The sequence below is a fragment of the Luedemannella helvata genome (genome assembly GCF_039528415.1).
Taxonomy (GTDB): domain Bacteria; phylum Actinomycetota; class Actinomycetes; order Mycobacteriales; family Micromonosporaceae; genus Luedemannella; species Luedemannella helvata.
The window spans coordinates 36,071-56,812 of the sequence record NZ_BAAALS010000007.1 but is presented as its reverse complement, the minus strand read 5'-3'; the positions used below and the strand labels follow the sequence as shown (position 1 = coordinate 56,812).

The 20,742-nt window shown below is 74.3% G+C and carries 21 protein-coding genes; 5 read left to right on the top strand and 16 right to left on the bottom strand.

From position 1 onward, the window contains the following. The first annotated feature begins 41 nt into the window (after positions 1-41). The 4 genes from ABD191_RS09145 to ABD191_RS09130 are packed head-to-tail and all read left to right on the top strand — an operon-like array spanning position 42 to position 3,787. Entirely contained in the window at positions 42-509 is a 468-nt protein-coding gene (locus ABD191_RS09145) for a hemerythrin domain-containing protein (protein WP_344078920.1), read from the top strand. Between the two features lie 35 nt (positions 510-544). Further along, complete coding sequence (locus ABD191_RS09140; RefSeq protein ID WP_344078918.1) at positions 545-2,149, top strand: phytoene desaturase family protein; 1,605 nt, start codon at positions 545-547, stop codon at positions 2,147-2,149. A gap of 11 nt (positions 2,150-2,160) precedes the next feature. Beyond that, on the top strand, positions 2,161-2,634 hold the full coding sequence (locus tag ABD191_RS09135) for an SRPBCC family protein (RefSeq protein WP_344078916.1): 474 nt from the start codon (positions 2,161-2,163) through the stop codon (positions 2,632-2,634). Next, on the top strand, positions 2,603-3,787 hold the full coding sequence (locus tag ABD191_RS09130) for a zinc-dependent alcohol dehydrogenase (protein WP_344078914.1): 1,185 nt from the start codon (positions 2,603-2,605) through the stop codon (positions 3,785-3,787). The genes ABD191_RS09135 and ABD191_RS09130 overlap by 32 nt, the downstream gene beginning before the upstream one ends. Here ABD191_RS09130 and ABD191_RS09125 read toward each other — a convergent pair. Both ABD191_RS09125 and ABD191_RS09120 read right to left on the bottom strand, forming a co-directional pair. Then, positions 3,784-4,314, bottom strand: a complete 531-nt coding sequence (locus ABD191_RS09125) for a DUF1360 domain-containing protein (protein WP_344078912.1) — start codon at positions 4,312-4,314, stop codon at positions 3,784-3,786. The two genes, ABD191_RS09130 and ABD191_RS09125, sit on opposite strands and share 4 nt — an antisense overlap. 168 nt (positions 4,315-4,482) lie before the next feature. Continuing rightward, the gene (locus ABD191_RS09120) at positions 4,483-4,926 is read right to left on the bottom strand and encodes a hemerythrin domain-containing protein (RefSeq protein ID WP_344078910.1); all 444 of its coding nucleotides are present in this window, start codon (positions 4,924-4,926) and stop codon (positions 4,483-4,485) included. Positions 4,927-5,132: 206 nt separating this feature from the next. Between ABD191_RS09120 and ABD191_RS09115 the strand changes: the two genes are divergently transcribed. Next, on the top strand, positions 5,133-5,891 hold the full coding sequence (locus ABD191_RS09115; RefSeq protein ID WP_344078908.1) for an ATP-binding protein: 759 nt from the start codon (positions 5,133-5,135) through the stop codon (positions 5,889-5,891). Here the strand turns inward: ABD191_RS09115 and ABD191_RS09110 are convergent. The 14 genes from ABD191_RS09110 to ABD191_RS09045 all read right to left on the bottom strand — a co-directional run bounded on the left by ABD191_RS09110 (position 5,888) and on the right by ABD191_RS09045 (position 20,736). Next, a complete protein-coding gene (locus ABD191_RS09110; protein ID WP_344078907.1) occupies positions 5,888-7,060 on the bottom strand; it encodes a SigB/SigF/SigG family RNA polymerase sigma factor in 1,173 nt (390 codons plus the stop codon). The genes ABD191_RS09115 and ABD191_RS09110 overlap by 4 nt on opposite strands. 336 nt (positions 7,061-7,396) lie before the next feature. Beyond that, positions 7,397-7,915: an MFS transporter gene (locus ABD191_RS09105; protein WP_344078905.1), complete on the bottom strand. Its 519-nt coding sequence runs from the start codon at positions 7,913-7,915 to the stop codon at positions 7,397-7,399. Positions 7,916-7,924: 9 nt separating this feature from the next. Beyond that, the gene (locus ABD191_RS09100; protein WP_344078903.1) at positions 7,925-8,719 is read right to left on the bottom strand and encodes a DUF72 domain-containing protein; all 795 of its coding nucleotides are present in this window, start codon (positions 8,717-8,719) and stop codon (positions 7,925-7,927) included. Continuing rightward, complete coding sequence (locus ABD191_RS09095; RefSeq protein WP_344078901.1) at positions 8,716-9,621, bottom strand: glycosyltransferase family 2 protein; 906 nt, start codon at positions 9,619-9,621, stop codon at positions 8,716-8,718. The genes ABD191_RS09100 and ABD191_RS09095 overlap by 4 nt, the downstream gene beginning before the upstream one ends. Beyond that, complete coding sequence (locus tag ABD191_RS09090) at positions 9,611-11,020, bottom strand: aldehyde dehydrogenase family protein (RefSeq protein WP_344078899.1); 1,410 nt, start codon at positions 11,018-11,020, stop codon at positions 9,611-9,613. The genes ABD191_RS09095 and ABD191_RS09090 overlap by 11 nt, the downstream gene beginning before the upstream one ends. Before the next feature lie 13 nt (positions 11,021-11,033). Continuing rightward, positions 11,034-11,948, bottom strand: coding sequence for a glycosyltransferase family 9 protein (locus tag ABD191_RS09085; RefSeq protein WP_344078897.1), 915 nt, complete (start codon positions 11,946-11,948; stop codon positions 11,034-11,036). Beyond that, positions 11,945-12,631 carry an SDR family oxidoreductase gene (locus tag ABD191_RS09080; RefSeq protein WP_344078895.1) on the bottom strand — a complete coding sequence of 229 codons (687 nt, stop codon included), beginning with the start codon at positions 12,629-12,631 and terminating at the stop codon, positions 11,945-11,947. Before ABD191_RS09080 ends, ABD191_RS09085 begins: the two co-directional genes overlap by 4 nt. Next, a complete protein-coding gene (locus ABD191_RS09075) occupies positions 12,628-13,599 on the bottom strand; it encodes a bifunctional heptose 7-phosphate kinase/heptose 1-phosphate adenyltransferase (protein WP_344078893.1) in 972 nt (323 codons plus the stop codon). Before ABD191_RS09075 ends, ABD191_RS09080 begins: the two co-directional genes overlap by 4 nt. Next, positions 13,596-14,210, bottom strand: a complete 615-nt coding sequence (locus ABD191_RS09070; protein ID WP_344078891.1) for a D-sedoheptulose-7-phosphate isomerase — start codon at positions 14,208-14,210, stop codon at positions 13,596-13,598. Before ABD191_RS09070 ends, ABD191_RS09075 begins: the two co-directional genes overlap by 4 nt. Then, positions 14,207-15,421 (bottom strand): glycosyltransferase, encoded by a 1,215-nt coding sequence (locus tag ABD191_RS09065; RefSeq protein WP_344078890.1) that lies wholly within the window; start codon positions 15,419-15,421, stop codon positions 14,207-14,209. The genes ABD191_RS09070 and ABD191_RS09065 overlap by 4 nt, the downstream gene beginning before the upstream one ends. Beyond that, positions 15,418-16,395: a glycosyltransferase gene (locus ABD191_RS09060; RefSeq protein WP_344078888.1), complete on the bottom strand. Its 978-nt coding sequence runs from the start codon at positions 16,393-16,395 to the stop codon at positions 15,418-15,420. The genes ABD191_RS09065 and ABD191_RS09060 overlap by 4 nt, the downstream gene beginning before the upstream one ends. Beyond that, positions 16,383-17,993: an HAD-IIIA family hydrolase gene (locus ABD191_RS09055; RefSeq protein WP_344078886.1), complete on the bottom strand. Its 1,611-nt coding sequence runs from the start codon at positions 17,991-17,993 to the stop codon at positions 16,383-16,385. The genes ABD191_RS09060 and ABD191_RS09055 overlap by 13 nt, the downstream gene beginning before the upstream one ends. Further along, on the bottom strand, positions 17,990-19,087 hold the full coding sequence (locus ABD191_RS09050) for a glycosyltransferase family 2 protein (protein ID WP_344078884.1): 1,098 nt from the start codon (positions 19,085-19,087) through the stop codon (positions 17,990-17,992). The genes ABD191_RS09055 and ABD191_RS09050 overlap by 4 nt, the downstream gene beginning before the upstream one ends. Further along, positions 19,084-20,736, bottom strand: a complete 1,653-nt coding sequence (locus ABD191_RS09045) for a carbamoyltransferase family protein (protein WP_344078882.1) — start codon at positions 20,734-20,736, stop codon at positions 19,084-19,086. The genes ABD191_RS09050 and ABD191_RS09045 overlap by 4 nt, the downstream gene beginning before the upstream one ends. Positions 20,737-20,742 lie beyond the last annotated feature (6 nt).

Below are 20,742 nucleotides of genomic sequence, written 5' to 3'. Positions count from 1 at the left end.
ACCAGGCAAGGCGGGGGCATATCGCGCGCATGGATGCCATCGTGTTGCTCAAGGAAGACCACAAAGAGGTCGAGAAGCAGTTCAAGCTGTTCGAGAAGGCGCACAAGGACGGCGCGACGCCGGCGGCGAAGAAGAAGATCGTTGACGAGTGCATCCGGCTGCTCACGACGCACGCGCACATCGAGGAGACGATCTTCTATCCCAAGGCGCGCGAAGCGGTGCCGCAGACGGAGGAGCACGTCCTGGAGAGCGTCGAGGAGCACCACGTGGTCGCGTGGATGCTGTCCGAGCTGCAGCACACCGAGCCGGACGACGAGCGTTACGACGCCAAGATGACCGTCCTCATGGAGAACGTGCGCCACCACGTCAAGGAGGAAGAGGAGGAGTGGTTCCCCGAGGTGCGTAAGGCCATGGGCCGCACCGCACTCCAGGCACTCGGCGAGGACATGGCGGCCGCCAAGCCGAACGCGCCCGCGGACCCCCTCTCCCTGTCCAGCGCCGAAGCGTAGGTTTGCCGCCCCGCTCGCGGGGAAGAGCGGGCCGTATGACGACCACGACGTGCGACGCGGTGGTGATCGGCGCGGGGCACAACGGCCTGGTAGCCGCGAACCTGCTCGCTGACGCGGGTTGGGACGTCATCGTGCTGGAGGCGACCGCCGCGCCGGGCGGGGCGGTCGCCTCCGCCGAGATCACCGTGCCGGGTTACCTGAGCGATCTGTGCAGCGCGTTCTATCCGTTCGCGACGCTCCCCGGGCCGCTGGAGGATCTCAACCTCTTCGAGTACGGGCTGGCCTGGCGCCATGCCCCGGACGTGTTGGCGCATCTGCACCCCGACGGGCGCGCCGCCGTGCTGAACCTGGATCCGCAGCGTACGGCCGCCTCGGTGGCGGACTTCGCGGGCGCCGACGCCGACGCCTGGCTGGCCCTCTACCAGGACTGGCTCGCGATCGGCGACCGGTTGATCGAGGCCATCATGCGCCCGTTCCCGCCGGTGCGCGGGGGCTTTGGCCTGCTGCGGCGGGCGCGCGTCGCGGGCGGGCTGCGGCTGGCCCGCCTGGGCGTGCTGCCGGTACGGCGGCTCGGCCAGGAACGCTTCGCCGGCGAAGGCGCGACGCTGCTGCTGGCCGGCAGCGCCATGCACACCGACCTGTCCCCCGACGAGGCCGGCAGCGGCCTGTACGGGTGGCTGCTCGGCATGGTGGGGCAGCAGTACGGCTTTCCGGTGCCGGCCGGGGGCGCGGGCGCCCTGACGGCCGCACTGGTGGACCGGCTGGCCGCGCGGGGTGGGCGGGTGGAGTACCGCGCGCCGGCGGCCCGGGTGGCCGTGGCCGGCGGGCGCGCCCGGGGCGTGGCGACGGCCGGCGGCCAGCGGGTGCTGGCCCGGCGCGCGGTGCTCGCCGACGTGCCCGCGCCCGCGTTGTTCCACGACCTGGTCGACCGGCGGGCGCTGCCGGCCCGGCTCGTCGAGGATGTCGCCAGGTTCCGCTGGGACGGGGCCACCGTGAAGATCGACTGGGCGCTGTCGGGCCCGGTGCCGTGGAAGAACCCGGCGCTCGCCGGCGCGGGCGCGGTGCACCTGGGCGCCGACCTGAACGGGCTGTCCCGGTACGCCGCGACGCTGGCCTGCGGAGACGTGCCCGCCGAGCCGTTCGTCATAGCGGGGCAGATGACGACCGCCGACCCGGCCCGGTCGCCGGCCGGTACGGAGACGTTGTGGGCGTACACGCACCTGCCGCGCCGGTCCCACTGGGCCGAGGAGGAGATCGCCGAGCAGGCCGAGCGCGTCGAGGCGGTGTTCGAGGATGCCGCGCCCGGCTTCAGGCGACTGGTGCGCGCCCGCCACGTCTTCGGCCCCGCCGACCTGGAGGCCAAGAACCCGAGCCTCGTCGGCGGCGCGCTGGGCGGGGGCACGTCCGCGCCGTACCAGCAGCTGTTCTTCCGGCCCGTGCCCGGCCTCGGCCGGGCCGACACCCCCGTGGACCGGCTCTTTCTGGCCAGCGCCTCCGCCCATCCCGGCGGCGGCGTGCATGGCGCGCCGGGGGCGAACGCCGCCCGCGCCGCGCTGGCCCGCGACGGCGCGGCCGCGGGCCGGGTCTACCGGGCGGCCGTGAACGCCGCCCACCGCGCCATCTATCGCCGAGCACAGTAGGGGAGCGGGTCATGGCGGTCACACAACGAGTCATCTCCGCGCCGCCCGAGAAGGTCTTCGGGATCCTCGCGGACGGCTGGACGTACGCCGACTGGGTGGTGGGCACGACGCACATCCGCGACGTGGACCCCGACTTCCCGGGGGTGGGCGCCCGCATCCATCACAAGGTGGGGCCGTGGCCGGTGTCGCTGCACGACGAGACGGTCGTGCTGCGCAGCGAGCCGCCGCGCCGGCTGGTGCTGCGGCCCAAGCTGCGGCCGTTCGGCGAGATGACGGCGACGTTCACGCTCACGCCGGACGGCGCCGGCAGGACCCGGGTGACGCTGCGCGAGGACACGAGTCGCGGGCCGCTGCTCTGGGTGCGCACCAAGATCAATGACCTGTTGTTGCACGGCCGCAACCGCGAGACGTTGCGGCGTCTCGCGGACATCGCGGAAAAGCGAGGGGAGCGACATGAAAGCCCTGGTCTGGCACGCCAAGCGTGACGTCCGCGTCGACACCGTCGACGATCCGAAGATCGAGCAGCCGAACGACGCCATCATCAAGGTGACGTCGAGCGGCATCTGCGGCTCGGACCTGCACCTCTACGAGGTGATGGCGCCCTTCCTCGACAAGGGCGACATCCTCGGCCACGAGCCGATGGGCACCGTGGTCGAGGTCGGCCCGCAGGCGGGCAAGCTGAAGGTCGGCGACCGGGTCGTCGTGCCGTTCAACATCTCCTGCGGTACGTGCTGGATGTGCGGGCAGGGCCTGCAGAGCCAGTGCGAGACCACCCAGGTCCGCGACCAGGGCTACGGCGCCGCGCTGTTCGGCTACACCAAGCTGTACGGGCAGGTGCCCGGCGGTCAGGCCGAGTACCTGCGGGTGCCGCAGGCCCAGTACGGCCCGATCGTGGTGCCCGAGGGCCCGCCCGACGACCGGTACGTGTACCTCTCGGACGTGCTGCCCACGGCGTGGCAGGCGGTCCGGTACGCCGACATCCCGCCCGGGGGCAGCGTGGTGGTGCTGGGCCTCGGCCCGATCGGGGACATGTCGGCCCGGGTGGCGCGCCACCAGGGCGCCGGCACGGTCATCGGCGTCGACCTGGTGCCGGAGCGCCTCGCCCGGGCCAAGGCCCGGGGCATCGACACGATCGACCTGAACGCGGCCGGCGACGACCTGGCCGACGCGGTACGCGAACTCACGGGCGGTCGCGGGCCCGACGCGGTGATCGACGCGGTCGGCATGGAGGCGCACGGGTCGCCCGCCGCGAAGTTCGCCCAGACGATGGCGGGAGTCATGCCCGACGCGGTGTCCCGCTGGCTGATGGAGCGCGCGGGCGTGGACCGGCTGGCCGCCCTGCACACCGCGATCGACCTGGTCCGCCGGGGCGGCACCGTCTCGATCATCGGCGTCTACGGCGGCATGGCCGACCCGATGCCGATGATGACCCTGTTCGACAAGCAGGTCCAGGTGCGCATGGGCCAGGCGAACGTGCGCCGGTGGGTCGACGAGATCCTGCCGCTGCTCACGGACGACGACCCGCTCGGCGTGGACGACTTCGCCACCCACCGGGTGCCCCTCGACAAGGCGCCACAGGCGTACGAGAGCTTCCAGGAGAAGCGGGACGGCGTGGTGAAGGTGCTGCTGAAGCCCTAAGTGTCGCCGGGGTGGTTCGCGGCGTGACGGGCGCGGGCGTAGGCCAGCTGAAGGAAGTCGGACGCGGCGGTGGCGGTAGCCGCCGCCGCGACCCAACGGGTCAGCCGCGGCGCGAACACCAGGCCGGCGGTCAGTCCGGTCACCGTCCACACCGACGCGCAGAACGGGCAGGCGAACAGCTCGCCCGCGGCGTGCTGGGCGCCGTGCCCGCGCGGTTGCTCGTTCACCTCGCCCTCGCCGGCCGATTCCTGGAACCGGGTGAACGGCGCGCGTAGCGGGCTGGTGATCGTGTCCTTCGTGATCAGCCGCGAGATGCGGAACGTCGCAGCGGACAGCAGCGCCACGTCGCCGGCCGACACGCGGTCCGGCAGGCGTCGGCCGGTCAGCCGGGCGACGCCCGCCGCCGCGCCGACGGCCGCGGTGTAGCCGGCCATGACCGCCAGATAACCACCGAGCGGGCGGCGGGCCGTGCCGGCGTAGCGAGCCTTGATATCCCGCGCGACCTGGCGGGGTACGTCGAGGGTCATGCCACCGTGATACCCGCCCCGGCGCGTTTCATACGGCCGGCGGCCGTTTGTCCGCCACCGCGCTGGGTAGCCGGCGGCATGGAGCCGAGCGTCACCTTTATCGGCACGGCGACGAACGGGCTGCGGTTGGGCGGCGAGACCGTACGCCTCATGCCCGTACCCCGGTGATCAGGTGCGCGCCTGCACCGCGCGCAGCTCGTCCGCCATGCCGAGCAACTGGTCGGCGGGCAGCGTGGCGCGGAGCACGGGGAACTCCTCATCCTCTTCGTGCTGCGCGTGTTCGATGACGGACTCGCGGAAGACCGTGAACCGGGCGGGGAAGTCCGGGTCGTCCGTGCCCAGCTCGCGCAGCTCGGCCAGCACCTCGTCGGCCTCCTCCTCCTCGGCAACCCGCTCCTCCGCGATCTCTGCGCCGCCGGGCGTCTCGCGGGTCGTCGGGTGGACCACCCGCTGCTCGCTCCTCTCGTGGGTCTCCAGCAGCGCGATGACGCGGCCGAACGCCTCTGCCCGCGCGAGGCCGGTGGAGGTCTCCACCTCGGTCATGGTCTGCTTGAGTTCCTCGTGCTGGTGCCGCAGCACGTCGACGATGTCGCCCTCGGCCGGAATGCTCATCACTTACCCCTTAGTACGGGTCCAGGGCCGCTAGTGCTACCCCGGCGTCCTCCCGCGAAACGCACCGGGCTGGGCGTTGAGCGGCTCGTGCTCCGGTGCGTTAGATCGTGACCCGATGGGGTATAGCCAGGTGCGGAGGTGTACGGAGGGCACATGAGGCGAATAGTCTTGTGCATTGGCTGTGCCCCCGAAGGGACGTGGTTGCGGTGTCTGGGCAGCTGACCTGCGAGGTTGACGGCAGCAGTGGGGACATCGTCGCGATCCGTCCGGAGGGCCTGCTCGATCTGACCGGTACGGCGACGCTGCGCACCCTGCTTTACAAGGCGCTGGCGGAGGTCCCGCACGGCATCGTCATCGACCTGGCCCGGGTGCGACTCGTGGACGACATGTGTCTCACGCTGTTTCCCGCGGTCGCCAAGCGCGCGGCCACCGAGCCGGGTGTCTCGCTCGTGCTGTGCGGCGCGGACCCGATGATGCGTGGCCGGATGGCAGCTCTCGGGGTGGACCGCGGTGTGACCATCTCCGCCGACTTCAGCGACGCGGTGCGGATCGTGCGCAGCCGGCAGGCGTTCGGCGCGCGGTTCGCCGAGTCGTTCGCCGCCCGGGGCGAGTCGGTGCCCCGTGCGCGACAGTTCGCCGGGTGGGCGTGTGGACGGTGGCAGGTCCCCGAGGCCGTCACCCAGCGGATCGAGGTCATCGTGACCGAGCTGGCCAGCAACGCCGTCCGGCACGCGGGAACCCCCTACCAGCTTGTCCTGCGCCGTTTTGAGAGCTTCATCCACGTGGCGGTCCTCGACGAGGATGATCAACTGGCGAAGCTCGTCGGGCCGGCCACCCCGTTCAGCCCCGGCGGCCGGGGCCTCATGATCGTGGAGGGATTCTCGTCCTCCTGGGGTTCGTACGCCACCACGCGCGGCAAGAGCACCTGGGCCATCGTGCGCTACCGCCCGGTGGCCGCCGCCTAGTCGGTCGCCATGATCGCGGCGCGCAGCGTCGCGAGGGTCTGGTTCAGGATCCGGGACACGTGCATTTGCGACAGGCCGACCTCCGCCGCGATCTGCGCCTGGGAAAGGTCCCGGGTGAAGCGCAGGGCGAGGATCCGCTGCGTCCGTTCCGGCAGCGCCGCGATCACATCGGTGATCGAGTTCCAGTTGTCGACCTGCTCGAAGCCCGGGTCGGGCGCGCCCACCAGGTCGCCAAGCTCGGCGGAACCGTCGCCGACGGGCACGGACAGCGACCGGGGCCGGTAGCTCTGCGCGGCCTCCAGCGCCGCCTCCACCGACTCGGTGGGCAGCCCCAGGGTGTTGGCGAGGTCGGAGGGTTCCGGTGAACGGCCGAGTTCCTGGGTGAGCTGGTCGTTGACCCGCCGCGTCTCCAGCAGGACCTCCTTGAGCCGGCGGGGGACCCGCATGGCCCACCCCCGGTCGCGGAAGTGCCGGCGCAGCTCGCCCAGCACGGTCGGGATGGCGTAGTCGCTGAAGCCGTGTCCCCGCGCCGGGTCCCAACCGTCGATGGCCTTGAGCAGGCCGAGCGCGGCCACCTGCCGCAGGTCGTCCTCGTTCTCGCCCCGGTTGCGGTAGCGGCTCGCCATCTGGTGGGCCGCCGGCAGCGCCAGCTCGATGGCCTGCTCCCGCAGCGGCCCGCGCCGGGCGTCGCCCTCCGGCAGGCTCGCGGCCTCGACCAGCAGCTGACCGATCGTCTCGTTCGACACGGCCAGGGAGTCCAGGCCCGCCTCGATCACGTCGTGCATGACCTCGCGCGGCGAGCGCGCGTGCAGGGTGCAGCAGGCGCGCGACGGGCGCGGTGGTGCCTCGTCGCGCGGCGCGTACGCCTTGAGCCGCTTGGCCAGGCCCACAATCTCGAGCACGTCCAGGACGGTGCCGGTCGCGCCCACCACGCGCACGCTCGTGCCCTGTTCCTCGGCGTTGCCGAGGGCGGCCGCGAGGATGCCGAGCACCGCCGCGTCGATCAGGGTGACGTCGGTCAGGTCGAGAACCACCCCGCAGGGAGCCGAGTGCAGGCTCTCGCGCAGCGCCGTCCGGACCGTCGACGAGGCGGCCAGGTCGAGATCCCCCTCGGCGACCACGAGCATGACGCCGTCGATGAGGTGGGTATGCAGCGCCGGTCTATTCATCCGTCTGCCTCCTCCGCACCCGCACAGCCTCCCCCCGGGGCTGATGCGCTAAACGCCTCTGGCGCGATTACCAGCGGATTCCCGGCCGTCGCCGGTCACTCCGGTGCGTAGGGAGAGATCGGTGATGGGCCGGCCAGGGCCCGCGTGGCGCTCGATCCGCCAGGCCTTCATTTTAGGCCCTCACCGGCATGTTGGGGCTGGTCACGCGAGGTCCCGTCGCCAAACCCGAACCCTCCTCACAACCCCGCGGTCGCCGGCGGCAGACACGGCGAGGTTATGGATTCATTGGCCGGTATAGCGACTCGTTGAATCCATAACCTCGAGCCGTTATGGGGGTCAGGCTTCTTGGGAGCGGGGGACGTTCTCCGCGCCGAGGACGTGGCTTTCCGGGTCCGGGCCCGCGCCGTGGCGGAACGCCTCCTCGCGGTCGCGCTGCTCGCGGGTGCCCACCTGGCCGTAGAGGCCGGCGAGGCCGAGCAGCAGGCCGATCACGAACGACATGATGCAGGTCGACATCGTGAAGCCGAGGAAGTTCAGGTCCGTACGCAGCAGGGTCATCATCGCCATGCCGGCGACCAGGAAGACGACCGCGCCGGCGAGGTGGACGTAGTGCGCCACGTTCCGTCCGATGACCGCCGCGCCGACGAGGACGATGCCGGCCACGATGGACAGCAGCGCGAAGGCGCGGTTGGCCTTCAGGCCGAGGACCCAGGGCAGGCCGTCCTGCGCGAACGTGTCGAGACCGGCCGTCTGCGTGAACGCGATGATCCCGAAGAGCAGCACGTAGAGCCCGCAGAGCGCGGCGAGTAGCCGGTACAGCGGGCGCAGGGGGTGGTTCACCGGTAGGTGTGACATGAGGTGCCTCTACCCAGCTGGCGTGCCGGCCAACCCCGCCGACCGTCCACTGGGGACCCTGGCGACCGGCAGCCCGCGCCGGCGGGCCAGCCCGGCGAGTGCCACGGCGTCGGCGATCGCGGCCGCCTCGTGGTCATTGTTGAAATACACAAAAACATCAGAAACACCCACATCGTACGCTCTGACCAGGCGATCCAGCCACGAGGCGAGCGCCGTCCGGCCGTACCGGGGCGCGGGTGACGCCCGTCCGGCGTGCATCCGCAGGTACCCGAACCCGGCCGTGCGCCACAGCGGCGTGACCGGGCGGCTGCCCCGGTCGGCCCAGCACAGCGCCGCCCCGTGCCCCCGCAGCACCTCCTCGGCCGCCGGACACCACCACGAGACATGCCGGGGTTCGACCGCGACCCGCACGTCACGCGGGCACAGCGCGAGCACCGTCGAGAGATCCTCCAGGGCCGCGACCCGCAGGTTCGGCGGCAGTTGCAGCAGCACCGGCCCCAGTTTCGGCCCGAGCGCGCAGGCCCGGGAGAAGAACCGCTCGACCGGCTCGGCCGGCTCCCGCAGCCGCTTGATGTGGGTCAGGTACCGGCTCATCTTCACCGCCACGACCAGGTCGGCGGGCGTGTGCTCGCGCCACGCCTCGAACACCCGCCGGTCGGGCAGCCGGTAGAACGCGTTGTTGACCTCCACGGTGGAAAACCGCGCCGCGTAGTGGTCCAACCACAGCCGTACGGGCAGGTCGCCCGGGTAGAACCGGCCGCGCCACGACCGGTACTGCCAGCCCGACGTACCGATGTAGATCATCGAGCGGCCGGCGCGCGGGCCGCGAAGGCCGGGGCGGCGACCGGCGGACGCGCGAGCGCGCGCAACTGGGCCTCGACAAGGGGCGCCGGCGGCAGCCGGCGGATCAGCGCGCCCGGCAACCGGCGCGCGAGCGACAACGCGGCCCGCCGGTGCGGCCCGCTGCGCACCGCCAACGCCACAAAGCTCGACGTCTCCGCGAGCGCCACGGCCCACGGCCGCCGCATCCACGACGTCAGCACCTTGTTGCGGGCGGCCAGCGCCGCCCGCGCCGGGTCCGGCGGCCGGCCCGGGTCGTGCAGCGCCACCACCTCGGCGCAGTACGCGAGGCCCCAGCCGCGCCGGGCCAGGTCGTAGGCGACCCGCTCCTCCTCGCCCATGAAGAACACGACCGGATCGAAGCCGCCGGCCTGGAGGAACGCGTCCCGACGGACGACCGTGGCACAGGCGAGAAATCCGAGGACGGACGGCCCCGGCAGGTCCGGGGCGCGGCCCAGCGGCGAGCCCGCCATGACCTGGGACACGTCGTCGAGCCGCCGCTGCGGGCCGACGAGCGTCCGGGCCGCGATGAGCCCCAGGCGGGGGTGCGCCGCCATCAGCGCCGCCGCGCGGGACAACGCGCCCGGCTCCCACGCCGAGTCGTCGTCCGCGAACGCCACGACCGGCGTACGCGCCCGCAGCACGCCGATGTTGCGCGCCACCGCGCCCCGGTTGGCGGGCAGCGCCACCAGTTCCACGGACGGGAAGCGCAGCCGCACCATCGCGGCCGTGTTGTCGGTCGAACCGTTGTCCACCACGACGACCGCCGGCCGCTCCGGCAGCGCGAGCAGCCGGGCCAGGCACTGCCGCAGCCGCGCGCACCGGTCGCGGGTGACCACCACCACGGTGATCTGTTCAGCGTCCACGGCCCACCCCCACGTGCACCGCCTTCGTCGCCGTCATCTCGTCGAGCAGCTCAGGCCCGTACCCGTAGCCCTGGCCGCTGCCGCGGCGCGGGTGCGCGGCACCGCCCGGCGCACCCCCGAACACCGCGTTGATCTTCACGGTCCCGACGGGGAGTTCGCGCCACGCCCGGCGGGCCCGGTCCATGTCCATGGTGAGCACGGTGGCGGCCAGGCCGTACGGCGAACGCGCCGCCCGCGTCAGCGCCTCGTCGAACGAACCGACCGTGACCACGGGCGCGACCGGTCCGAACGTCTCCTCGCGCACGACCGCCATGTCGTCCGTGCAGCCCGCGAGCACGGTCGCCGGGTAGAACGCGCCCGGCCCGTCCGGCACCCGCGCGCCGCACAGCGCCCGCGCGCCGTCGGCCACGGCCGCCGACACCTGCCGGTGCACCTCGTCGCGCAGCCGCCGGTCCACGAGCGCCCCGAGCTGTGTCGACGGGTCGCTCCCCGGCCCCATGCGCAGCGCTTGCGCCCGCTCGACCAGCGCCGACAGGAAGTCGTAGGCCACCTCGCGCACCACGTACACGCGCTCGACCGCCACGCAGATCTGCCCCGCGTTCGCGAACGCGCCCAGCGCCGCCTGCTCCGCCGCCCACGCCGGGTCCACGGTCTCGTCGACCACGAGCGGATCGCTGCCGCCGTTCTCCAGCAGCACCTTCGCGCCCGTGCCGGCGGCGGCGCGCGCGATCGCCCGGCCGGTGGCCGTCGAACCGACATGCGCGATCAGGTCGAGTGGTTGCGCCACGAGCGCGGCGCCGGCGTCCGCGCCGCCGCACACCGTGGTGAGTACGCCCGGCGGCAGCGCGCCCGCGAGGATCTCGCCGAGCAGCGCGCCCGTACCCGGGGTGCGCTCGGACGGCTTGTGCACCACGGTGTTGCCGGTGACCAGCGCGGCGCCGATCAGTCCACACGCGACGGCCACGGGATCGTTCCACGGCGTGATGGCCGCGACGACGCCGCGCGGCTCGTACACCATGAGGTCGGTCGCGTCCGGCCCGCCGGCCAGCGACCGGCCCCGGTGCACCGGCCCCAGCTCCGCGTACTGGCGCAGCGTCCCCACGGCCGCCTCGACACCGCCGCGCGCGTCGCCGAGCGGCTTGCCCATCTCGCGGGTCACGAGCCGGGCCAGGTCCTCGGCCCGCGCGGCGACCAGGTCGGCGGCCTCGCGCACGCGGGCGCCCCGCTCGGCGGCGGCGGTGCCCGCCCACGCGGGGGCGGCGCCACGCGCGGTCGCGACCGCTGACGCGATCTCCGCGTCCGTCGCCGCGGGCCGGTCGGTGACGACCGTCCCGTCGGCCGGGTCGAGCACCACGATGCGGGGTGCCAGCGTCTGCGGGGGTGCCTCGATCGTTGTCATCGCCGTCCTCGCCTCACGTGGTCAGCAGGTCCGCGGCCGCGTGCAGCACGTCCTCGGGGTCGAGGCGCAGCAGGGCGGGATGCGGAGCGTCGGCGGGGGCGTTGTCGTCACCCGGCAGCGGGCACCACAGCACCCGGTGCAGGTCGCCGGGCGGTGGCCCCCAGTGCGCCGGCGACACCGGCCCGAACAGCACCACGGACGGCGTCCGGTACGCCGTGGCCAGGTGCGCGAAGCCCGTGTCGCCGCAGATGACGAGCCGGCTCGCCCGCACGATGTCGGCCAGCTCGCCCAGGTCCAGCCCGCTCAGCACGGCGTCCGGCGGCAGGCCCGCCTGCGCGGCCACGTCGCCGGCCAGGTCCTCCTCGCCCGGCCCGGCCGTGATCCGCACGTCCAGGTCCCGGTCGGCGACCGACCTGGCCACCGCGGCGAACCGGTCCGGCGGCCAGCGCCGGTTCGGCCGGGCCGCGCCCGGGTGCACCAGCACCGGGCCGTCGCGGTGACCGGGCGGGCCGAGAAACAGGTCGTCCGTGCGGGTCTGGCAGCCGTACGCCTCGACCAGGCGCCGCCAGCGGGCCACCTCGTGCTCGTACGGGTCCCACTCGGGGGCGCCCGGCATGCCGTACGCCCACAGCTGCTGCGGGTCCAGGCCGTGCAGCAGCCTGGTCGACTGCGGGCCCTTGCCGTGCAGGTTCACGGCCAGGGTGACGTCCGGGCCGTGCCAGCGCAGCCGCTCCGGCGGCGGGCTCGCGACGGCCGCCGGCACGTCCACGATCCGGTCCACGGCCCCCAGCCGCTCCACCAGGGGCGCCAGGCCGGCCGGCGCGACCAGTGCCAGCTCGGCGTCCGGCCGCGCCCGGCGCAGGCCCCGCAGCGCCGGCGCGGCCGTCAGCAGGTCGCCCAGCCCCAGGGCGCGCAGCGCGACGATCATGGGTACGACGGTTCCGTCGAGGGGCAGATGACCAGCTCCCGCACGGCGCACCCGGGCGGCTGGTCGAGCGCGAACAGCACCGCGTCGGCCACGTTGGCCGGGTCGTTGAGCTGCGCGTCCGCCCCGGGCCGGTACTGCTCGTCGCGCCCGTCGAAGAACGCCGTCCGCATCCCGCCCGGCACCAGCAGGGTCACCCCCACCCGCCCGCCCAGCTCGGCGGCCAGCGCCCGGGTGAAGCCGACCACCCCGAACTTCGCCGCGCAGTACGCCGTGGCGTCCGACAGCGCCCGGAACCCCAGCGTCGACGCGACCGTCACGACGTGGCCCCGCGAGCGCTCGAGGTGCGGCAGGGCCGCCCGGATCACGGCCGCCGTGCCGATCAGGTTGACCTGCACGACCCGCTCCCAGGCCTCGGCCGGCACGGTCGCCAGGGTGCCCGGCGTGTCGATGCCGGCGGCCGTCACCACGGCCGACAGCTCGCCCGTCTCGGCCGCCAGCGTCGCGACCGCCTCCTCGGCGGCGCGCGCGTCGGACAGGTCGACGGCGGCGTACGGGACGTCCGCCTGCGGCGGCTTGAGGTCCAGGACGACCGGCCGGCCGCCGGCCGCCAGGACGCGCTCGACGATGGCGTGGCCGAGCCCGCTCGAACCGCCGGTGACCACGATGGAACCGCTGTGCTTCATGTGGCTGCCTCCATGGCAATGGTGTCCGATCCCGCGATCTCCGGGTGGGCAAAAAGGCTGATCAGGTTGGCCGGACCGTCCGAGGCCACGTACCGCGACGCGGATTCGACCGCCGCGCCGACCGCGTCGCGCACCCGTACGCCCCCGGCCAGCGACAGCGCGGTCGTGGCGGCGAACCGGTCGCCCGCCCCGCACGTGTCGCCGTGGTGGGACACCGGCGCGGGTACGCTCGCCGGCGCCCCGTACGACTCGACGACCAGCGCCCCGCCCGGGCCCAGGGTGACCGCCACGGCGCTGGCCCGCCACGCCCCGCGCAGCAGCCGCGCCTGCGCGGCCACGGCCTCCGGGTCGGGCACGGGCCGGCCGTTCAGGTCCGCGCCGTGCGCGGCCGCGAAGCCCGCCGCCTCGCCGCGGTTGGGACACGCCACCCGTACGCCCGGCACCGGCGTGGCGCCACGCGGGTGCGGATCCCAGACCATGGGCGTCCGCCCGGTCACCTCGGTCAGCAGGCGGCGCAGCCCGGCCAGCCCGGTCACCCCCCGCCCGTAGTCGCTGACCAGTACGGCCGACGCGGCGCGCAGCGCCGCCGACGCCCGGGCCGGCAGGTCGCCGTAGGTCCCCACGGTCACCCCCCGGTCCAGCCGCAGCAGCGGGTGCCGGCCCGACCGCAGGCGGATCTTCTCGGGGGTCGTCCCGTCGTACCCGATGGGCAGCAGTTCGACCCCCGCGGCCGAGAGCAGTCCGCGGACCCGCTGACCCGCCGCGTCGGGGCCGACCGCGCCGATGAGCACGACCTCGGCGCCGTCGTGGGCGAGGAAGCTCGCCGCGAGGCCCGCTCCACCGGCCCGCTCCACACTGGACAGTTCCGTCAGGACGGGTACGGGAGCGTCCGGGCACAGCCGGTCCGCGACGCCGGTGACGTCCCGATCCAGCAGCACGTCCCCGACGACGACGATGGGGCCGCTCACAGCGGCTCCCCGGCCAGATGGAGATGCCGGGCGGGCCGCTTGCCCATGCCGAGGGCCGCCTCCACGTGCCGGCACAGCAGGTGTACGCACATGAGATGCAGCTCCTGCACCGTCTGCGGCTCGGGGCTGGGCACGGCCAGCGCGTCGTCGCAGACCTCCGCGAGCGGGTTCGGCGCGGGCCCGGTGACGGCCCAGGTGCGCACCCCGATGGCCTGCGCCGCGTCCGCGGCGGCCACCAGGTTCGGGCTCGAACCCGAGGTCGAGAACAGCACGAGGATGTCGCCGCGCCGGCCGTGCGCGCGCACCTGCCGGGCGAAGACCTCCTGGAAGCCGTAGTCGTTGGCGATCGCCGTGAGGCTGGACGTCTCCGCGTTGAGGGCGATCGCCGAGAACGGCCGCCGATCCTCGGCCAGCTTGCCGACCAGTTCGGCGGCCAGGTGCTGGGCCTCGGCGGCGCTGCCCCCGTTGCCGGCCGTCAGCAGCCGCCCGCCGCCGGTCAGGACGGCCGCGAGCGCCCGTCCCCAGGCCGCCAGCCGCTGCGCCTCGCCGCCGAAGTCGTCGAGCGCGCGGGCCAGCGACCGCACGTGCCGGTCCGTCAAGTCGTCGATCATGACGCCACCTTTTCCTGGGGGTTGCGGGCGTGCAGCAGGCCGGCGTACACGGTGGCCATGTGGGCCGCGGTCGCTGGCCACGAGTAGTGCGTGCGGGCCCGGTCCAGCGCCGCCCGGCCGTACCGGCGGCGCAGCGGCGCGTCCGTCAGCAGGTCGCGCAGCGCCTGCGTGAGCCCGGCGACGTCCCCCGGCGGCACGTGGCGGCCGGTGACCCCGTCGAGCACGGTGTCCTGAAGACCACCCACGGCGTACGTGACGACCGGTACGCCGCAGGCCATGGCCTCCAGCGGGGTCAGCCCGAACGGCTCGTACCAGGGCGCGCAGGCGACCACGTCCGCCGAGCGGTACCAGGCCGGCATGTCGGCCGGCGCGATCGGCCCGACCAGCCGGACCCGGTCGCTGATGCCGAGCCGCCGCGCGAGGTCGGCCAGGCGCTGCCCCTCCGGGTCGGCCGCCGCGCCCTCGGGCGGCCCGCCCACGATCACCAGCTCCACCTCGCCGAGCCCGTGCACCGCGCGGATCAGGTCGTCGTACCCCTTGCGCGGCACGAGCCGGCCCACGGTCACCACCCGGTGCACGCCCGGCGTGCGCGGCGCGGCCGGCCCGTCGGGCGTGAACCGGTACGTGTTCACCCCGGACGGCACGACCTCCACGCCGTCGAGCGGTACGCCCATGGCGGCGAGCTCGGCGACCTCGTCGCGGCACTGGGCGATGACCCGGTCCACGGCGTTGCCGAGCTGTGTCTCCACCGCGCAACGCAGCGGCGGGCTGGTGTCGTCGGCCCGCTGGTAGCGCCGCTTCACCACGCCCAACGCGTGGTAGGTGAGCACGGTCGGCACCCGGTGCCGGGCCGTCGCCTCGATGGCCGCCATCCCGCTCATCCAGAAGTGCGCGTGGATCAGGTCGGGCGGGCCGGCGTGACCGGACCACCGTCGCGACACCCACCGCCCGAACGGGCGCATGTACCCGAACAGCTCGTCCTTGTGCAGCGCGACGGCCGGACCGGCCGGCACGTGCACGACGTCGTACCCGTCGGCGCGCACGCACTCGGGGGTGCGCGGGTCGTCGCGGCGGGTGTAGACCTCCACCTGGTGCCCGTGGCGGACGAGCGCGGCGGCCAGCTCGGCCACGTGCAGGTTCTGCCCGCCCGCGTCGATGCCGCCGAGGGCGGCGAGGGGGCTGGCGTGCTCGGAAATCATGCCGATTCTCATGACTGGCCTCCTGCGGAGAGGACGGCCGCCACGGGTGGGGTGGCGGTGACGTCGGCGAGGAGCCGGTCCCAGTCCGCGAGGAACCGGGGCAGGCCGTAACGCAGGGCCGCCGCCCGGCGCGCGATCGACCCCGCCCGGCGGGCGGCGTCGTGGTCCTCCAGGTAGTACTGGGCGGCGTCGCGCAGCTCGGCCACGTTCGTGCTGACGACACCGGCCCGCGCGGGCACGGCCATGGCGGCCTCGGTCGTCGCGAGCGCCACGATGGGGCATCCCATGTGCATCGCCTCGATGAGCGACAGGCCCAGCGAGGTCCACCGGGTCAGGTGCAGGTACACCCGGCGGCGGGCCACGAAGCCGTGCATGACGTGCTGGTCCGGGTCCTCGTACGGCCGCACGTTCGGCCCGGCCAGTCCGGTCACGCCGATGCCGAACACGTCCACGGGCGCGATGTCCGTGAACCGTCCGATGAGGTCCGTACCGGTGACCCGGCCCCGGCGGACGGGCTCGTTCGTGACCACGGCGAGGCGCGCCACGTCGCCCGTCCAGTGGGCGTCGGGCTCCGCGACCCCGTGCTCGATGACGGTCGTCCGGGTCGACCCGCAGTCCCAGAACAGGTCGTTGAAGTGCGTGACGTGCACGATCGTCACGTCGTCGCGGTCGGCCAGCGGGTGGCGGGTGTCCGGCACGTCGCCGCGCGGCGTGTTGTGCTCGACATAGATCATCGGCACCGAGCGGCCCAGCCACAGGCGGGCCAGGTCCTCCTCCTCGGGGCGTTGCAGCACGACCACGTCGACGTGCTCGTGACGCAGGTCGTCCGGGCTGACCTCGATGGCGTTGCCGGGCCACAGGTAGGTGCGCGGCCGCCCGCGCCCCAACGGGCCACGATCGGGCAGCGTCGGCACCAGGTACTCATGGCCGCCGGAGACGAACGCCGTGCTCCACGCCGCGTGCACATGCCAGGTCAGAATCCGCACGTCAACTCCTCAATGGCCGAGACAACAGCCGAAGGCTCCACATGGGACAAACAGGGGTGGCCCGGCACCGGGCACACGGTGGCGCGCGAGCCCCGGCACGGCGCCCCCGCGTCGCCGAGCCGCACCACCGGCACGCCGTACGGGCCCCATCGCGCGTACGGCACGGTCGGGGCGAACAGGCTCACCACCGGGGTACCGACCGCGGCCGCGAGATGCGCGGGCCCGGTGTTGCCGACCACGACGGCCCGCGCCCCGGCCAGTACGGCCGCCAGTTCGGGCAGCGGGGTCCGCCCGCCGAGGTCGACGCCGTCGCTGCCCGCCACCTGGGCGGTCAGGACGGTCTCGTCGGGCGCCCCGGTGATGAGCACCCGCCAGCCCGCCCCCCGCAGCGCGGTCACGAACGCCGCGCACAGGTCCGGCGGGCACGCCCGGGCGGGCACGCTCGCGCCGGGGTGCACCACGACGTAGGGCTCCCCGCTCGTCAGCTCCGTCACGTCGGGCAGCGGTCCGCGCAGTCGCAGCCGCCCGTCATCGCCCGGCGGCAGGTCGTAGCCCGCCGCGCGGGCCAGGCCCAGCGCGCGCTCGGTCTCGGGTACGTCCAGGTCGTCGCGCACCCGCACGTCGAGCAGCGACCCGGGGTAGTCCACGCTGATCGCGGACACCCGGCCCACCCCCGCGAGCCGCAGCAGCAGCGCGGCCGGCAACGCCGACTGGTGGTACGACGTGAAGATCAACGCCTCGTCGACGGCCGCCGCGCGCACCTGCTTGACGAGCAGCTCGACGGACTCCTCCGTGACCGGCGGCGGCTGGGGGTCTATCCACGGCGCCGTCCACTCGATCAGCTCGTCCACGCCCGGCAGCAGTTGCGCCGCCGCGCGACCGCGCGGTCCGCACAGGAGAGTCACCCGCGCGGCGCCCGCGGCGACCGCCCGGATGGCCGGCCCGGTCACGAGCACGTCGCCCGCCGAGTCCGACCGCACGACGAGCACATGCCTGCGTGGGACCGGACTGACATTTTGTGGACGCGCGGTGGACCCGCTGTGGACGTTCTGCTGCAACACCGTTTTTGGCGACACCTGCCCCAGAACCCAGTCGGCCGCCTCGACCAGGTCGGCGACGACCGTCGGCGCCGCCGCGACCTCGTCGGCCCGCGTCACCGGTGTCGGCACGAGCACGCTCGCCGCGCCGGCCGCGTGCGCCGCGCCCACGTCCGCGCCGATGTCGCCGACCACGACACAGCGGGCCGGGTCGACGCCCAGTTGCGCGGCCGCCGCCAGCACCAGGCCGGGGCGCGGCTTGCGGCACTCGCAACCGTCCTCCTCGACGTGCCGGCAGAACTGCCACGCCTCGAACGGCCCGAGCAGCTCCTCGATGCGCGCCCGCACGGAATGCATCTGCGCCTCGGTGAACAGCCCGCGCGCCAGGCCCGACTGGTTGGTGACCACGCCGACCCGGTAGCCCGCCGCGCGCAGCCGGTCCAGCGCCGCCCGCGCGCCCGGCCGGGGTCGCACCAGCGCGGGATCCCCGTTGTAGGGCACGTCCTCGACCAGCGTGCCGTCCCGGTCGAACAGCACCGCGTCAAACCGCCGCCCGCTCACCGCGCCGCCCCGAACCGGTCATCCGCACCACGCCGCGCGTCGTCGGCCCGCCCGCGTGGCTCGCCGGTCCGCCGCATCGTGTCGCGGGTTCGCCCTCGCGGGTCGCCGCCGGGCGGCGGCACGCCGCGCAGTCGCGGCACGTCGCGGTGGGCGTACCAGCCGCGCAGCCAGTACGCGGTCGCGGCCGGCGGGATCGCGGCGCTCGTCGCCACCATCGTCGCCACCTCGCGCGGCGTGCGCGGGCCGGGCGCGATGCGGCGGGCCGCGAAGTCCGCCGTCAGCGCCAGCCATGCCGCGCCGGCGAGCACAGCCGGCGTCCGGCGCCGTGCGGCGAACGCGAGCAGCGCCGCCGCCGCGCACACCGTCGTCGCCGCGTGCCAGGGCCGGCGCCCGCGTGGCGCGCCGGCCAACCGCCGCCAGTCCGGGCCGTACCGCCGCCGGAGCAGCGCGTCATCCGCGTTGCCGCGCTGGCGCCTCACGCTCACCCACGGCCCGGCCGGCCCCACCGGATGCTCGGCGCGCCGTTTCCCGCGCGCCAGCTCGTACCCGGCGGCCCGTAGCCGCAGCGCCAGGTCCGTGTCCTCCCGGTAGGCGCGCGGAAACCGCTCGTCAAAACCACCAACCTCATCGAGTACGCCCCGGCGGACAGCCATGTCGGCCGTGATCCAGGGCGCGGTGGCCAGGCCCGCCACCTGCCGCTCCCAGTCGGTGGGCCGATCCGGCAGGGGCACCTCGATGACACCCTGCACCCCGGCGACCTCCGGCGCCGCCTCCGCCAGGTCACGCACGAGGTCGCGCGGCCACGACGGCAGCGGCACCACGTCGTCGTCGACGAACACCACCCAGTCCGCTGACGCGGCCCGCCAGCCGACATTGCGCGCCGCCGCCGGCCCGCGCCCCGGCCCCGCCACCACCCGGGTACGGTCGGCCAGCGCGGGCGGCAGCATCGGCACGAGACGGGTCAACGGCCGGTCGTTGACGACGATGACCTCGTCGGGCAGGGGGCTTTCGGGGGACTCTTCGACCAGTGACCACAGGGTGAGCTCCAACGACGGTCGGCCGACCGTCGGGATGACAACGGCGTGGCTCGTCACGCCAGCTCCGCCCGCGTCACCGTGAACGGCCCGAGCACCAGCAGGTCCACCGGCGCGGAGCCGAACAGTTCCAGCGCGTCCTGCGGCGAGTCGACCATCGGCCGGCCGGCCGTGTTGAGCGACGTGTTCACCACCACGGGCAGGCCCGTGAGCTGCTCGAACCGCGACAGCATGGCGGCCACGAGCGGCTCGCGCCCGCCGTCCACCGTCTGGATGCGGGCAGTCCCGTCGACATGCACGACGGCCGGGATGCGCTCGCGCCACCCGTCGCGTACCCGATGGGTGAACAGCATGTACGGGCTGGGCAGCACCCCGTCGAAGATGTCGCCGGCCCGCTCGGCCAGCACCATCGGCGCGACCGGCCGGAACTGCTCCCGGCCCTTCACGTCGTTGAGCCGCTCCACGTTGCGCAGGTGACCCGGGTGCGCGAGCAGCGACCGGTGTCCCAGCGCGCGCGGCCCGAACTCGCTGCGCCCCTGATACCAGGCCACCACGCCGTCAGCCGCGAGCACCTCGGCAGCCGCGTCGGCCACAGAGGACGGTCGCCGGTACGGCAGCCGCGCGCGGCGCAGCTCCGCCTCCAACTGCTCATCGGAGTACCCCCGGCCCAGGTCCGCGCCCGGCATGGGCGACACGCCGTCCCCCGCCGTGGACGCCACGTGCATCGCGGCCCCCAACGCGGTGCCCGCGTCGCCCGCGGCCGGCTGCACCCACACGTCCTCGAACGGGCCGTGCTCGGCCAGGTACGCGTTGGCCACGCAGTTGAGCGCCACCCCACCGGCCAGCGCGAGGCCGGTCGGGCCGCCCGCCGCGTCATGCAGCCAGCGCGTCAGGTCGAGCAGCACCTCTTCCAACCGCTTCTGCACGCTCGCCGCCAGGTCGGCGTGCTCCGTGGCGAACTCCTCGCTGTCGGGGTCGCGCGCCTTGCACAGGGCGTCCAGCGCGACGGGCTCCACCCGGAACCCGCCGTCCGGGGTGGCGTACACGGCCTCCCGGAACAGGTCCAGGTGGCGCGGCGTGCCGTACGAGGCCAGCGCCATCACCTTGAACTCGTCGCTCGACCGCAGGAAACCCAGGTGCTGGGTGACGTCCTCATAGAGAAGCCCCAGCGAGTGGGGCAGCGTCTGCGTCGCGAGCGGCTCCAACCGCCCGTCGCGGTACACCCCGGACAGATGCGAGGCGGACTCACCCCGCCCGTCCAGGACGAGTACGGCCCGATCGCGTACGCCCGCCCGCGCGGGCGCCGCGAGCGCCGAGGACGCCGCGTGCGCGACATGATGCGGCACGAAGCGCACGATGTCCGGGTCGAGACCGGGCAGCGCCGTCGCGAGGAAGGTCGGCGCGCGCTGCGCGTACTCCTGGCGAAGCCAATCCCAAGGGTCGCGGAGGCCGAGCTGCTCCGCGGGCCGGCACAACGACGGGTCGAAGGAGTACGCCACCGCATCGAGGTCCGCGGGGCGCAGGCCAGCCTGCTTGAGGCACCACGTCGCGGCCAGCTCGGGCAGCTCCCACGCGGCGAACGGCACCGGTCGCTTGCCATGCTTGCGCCGGCTGAACCGCTCCTCCTCGGCGGCCGCGACCGTCACCCCGTCGACGAGCAGCGCCGCCGCCGGGTCGTGAAAGAGCGCATTGATCCCCAGGACTCGCATGTGCCG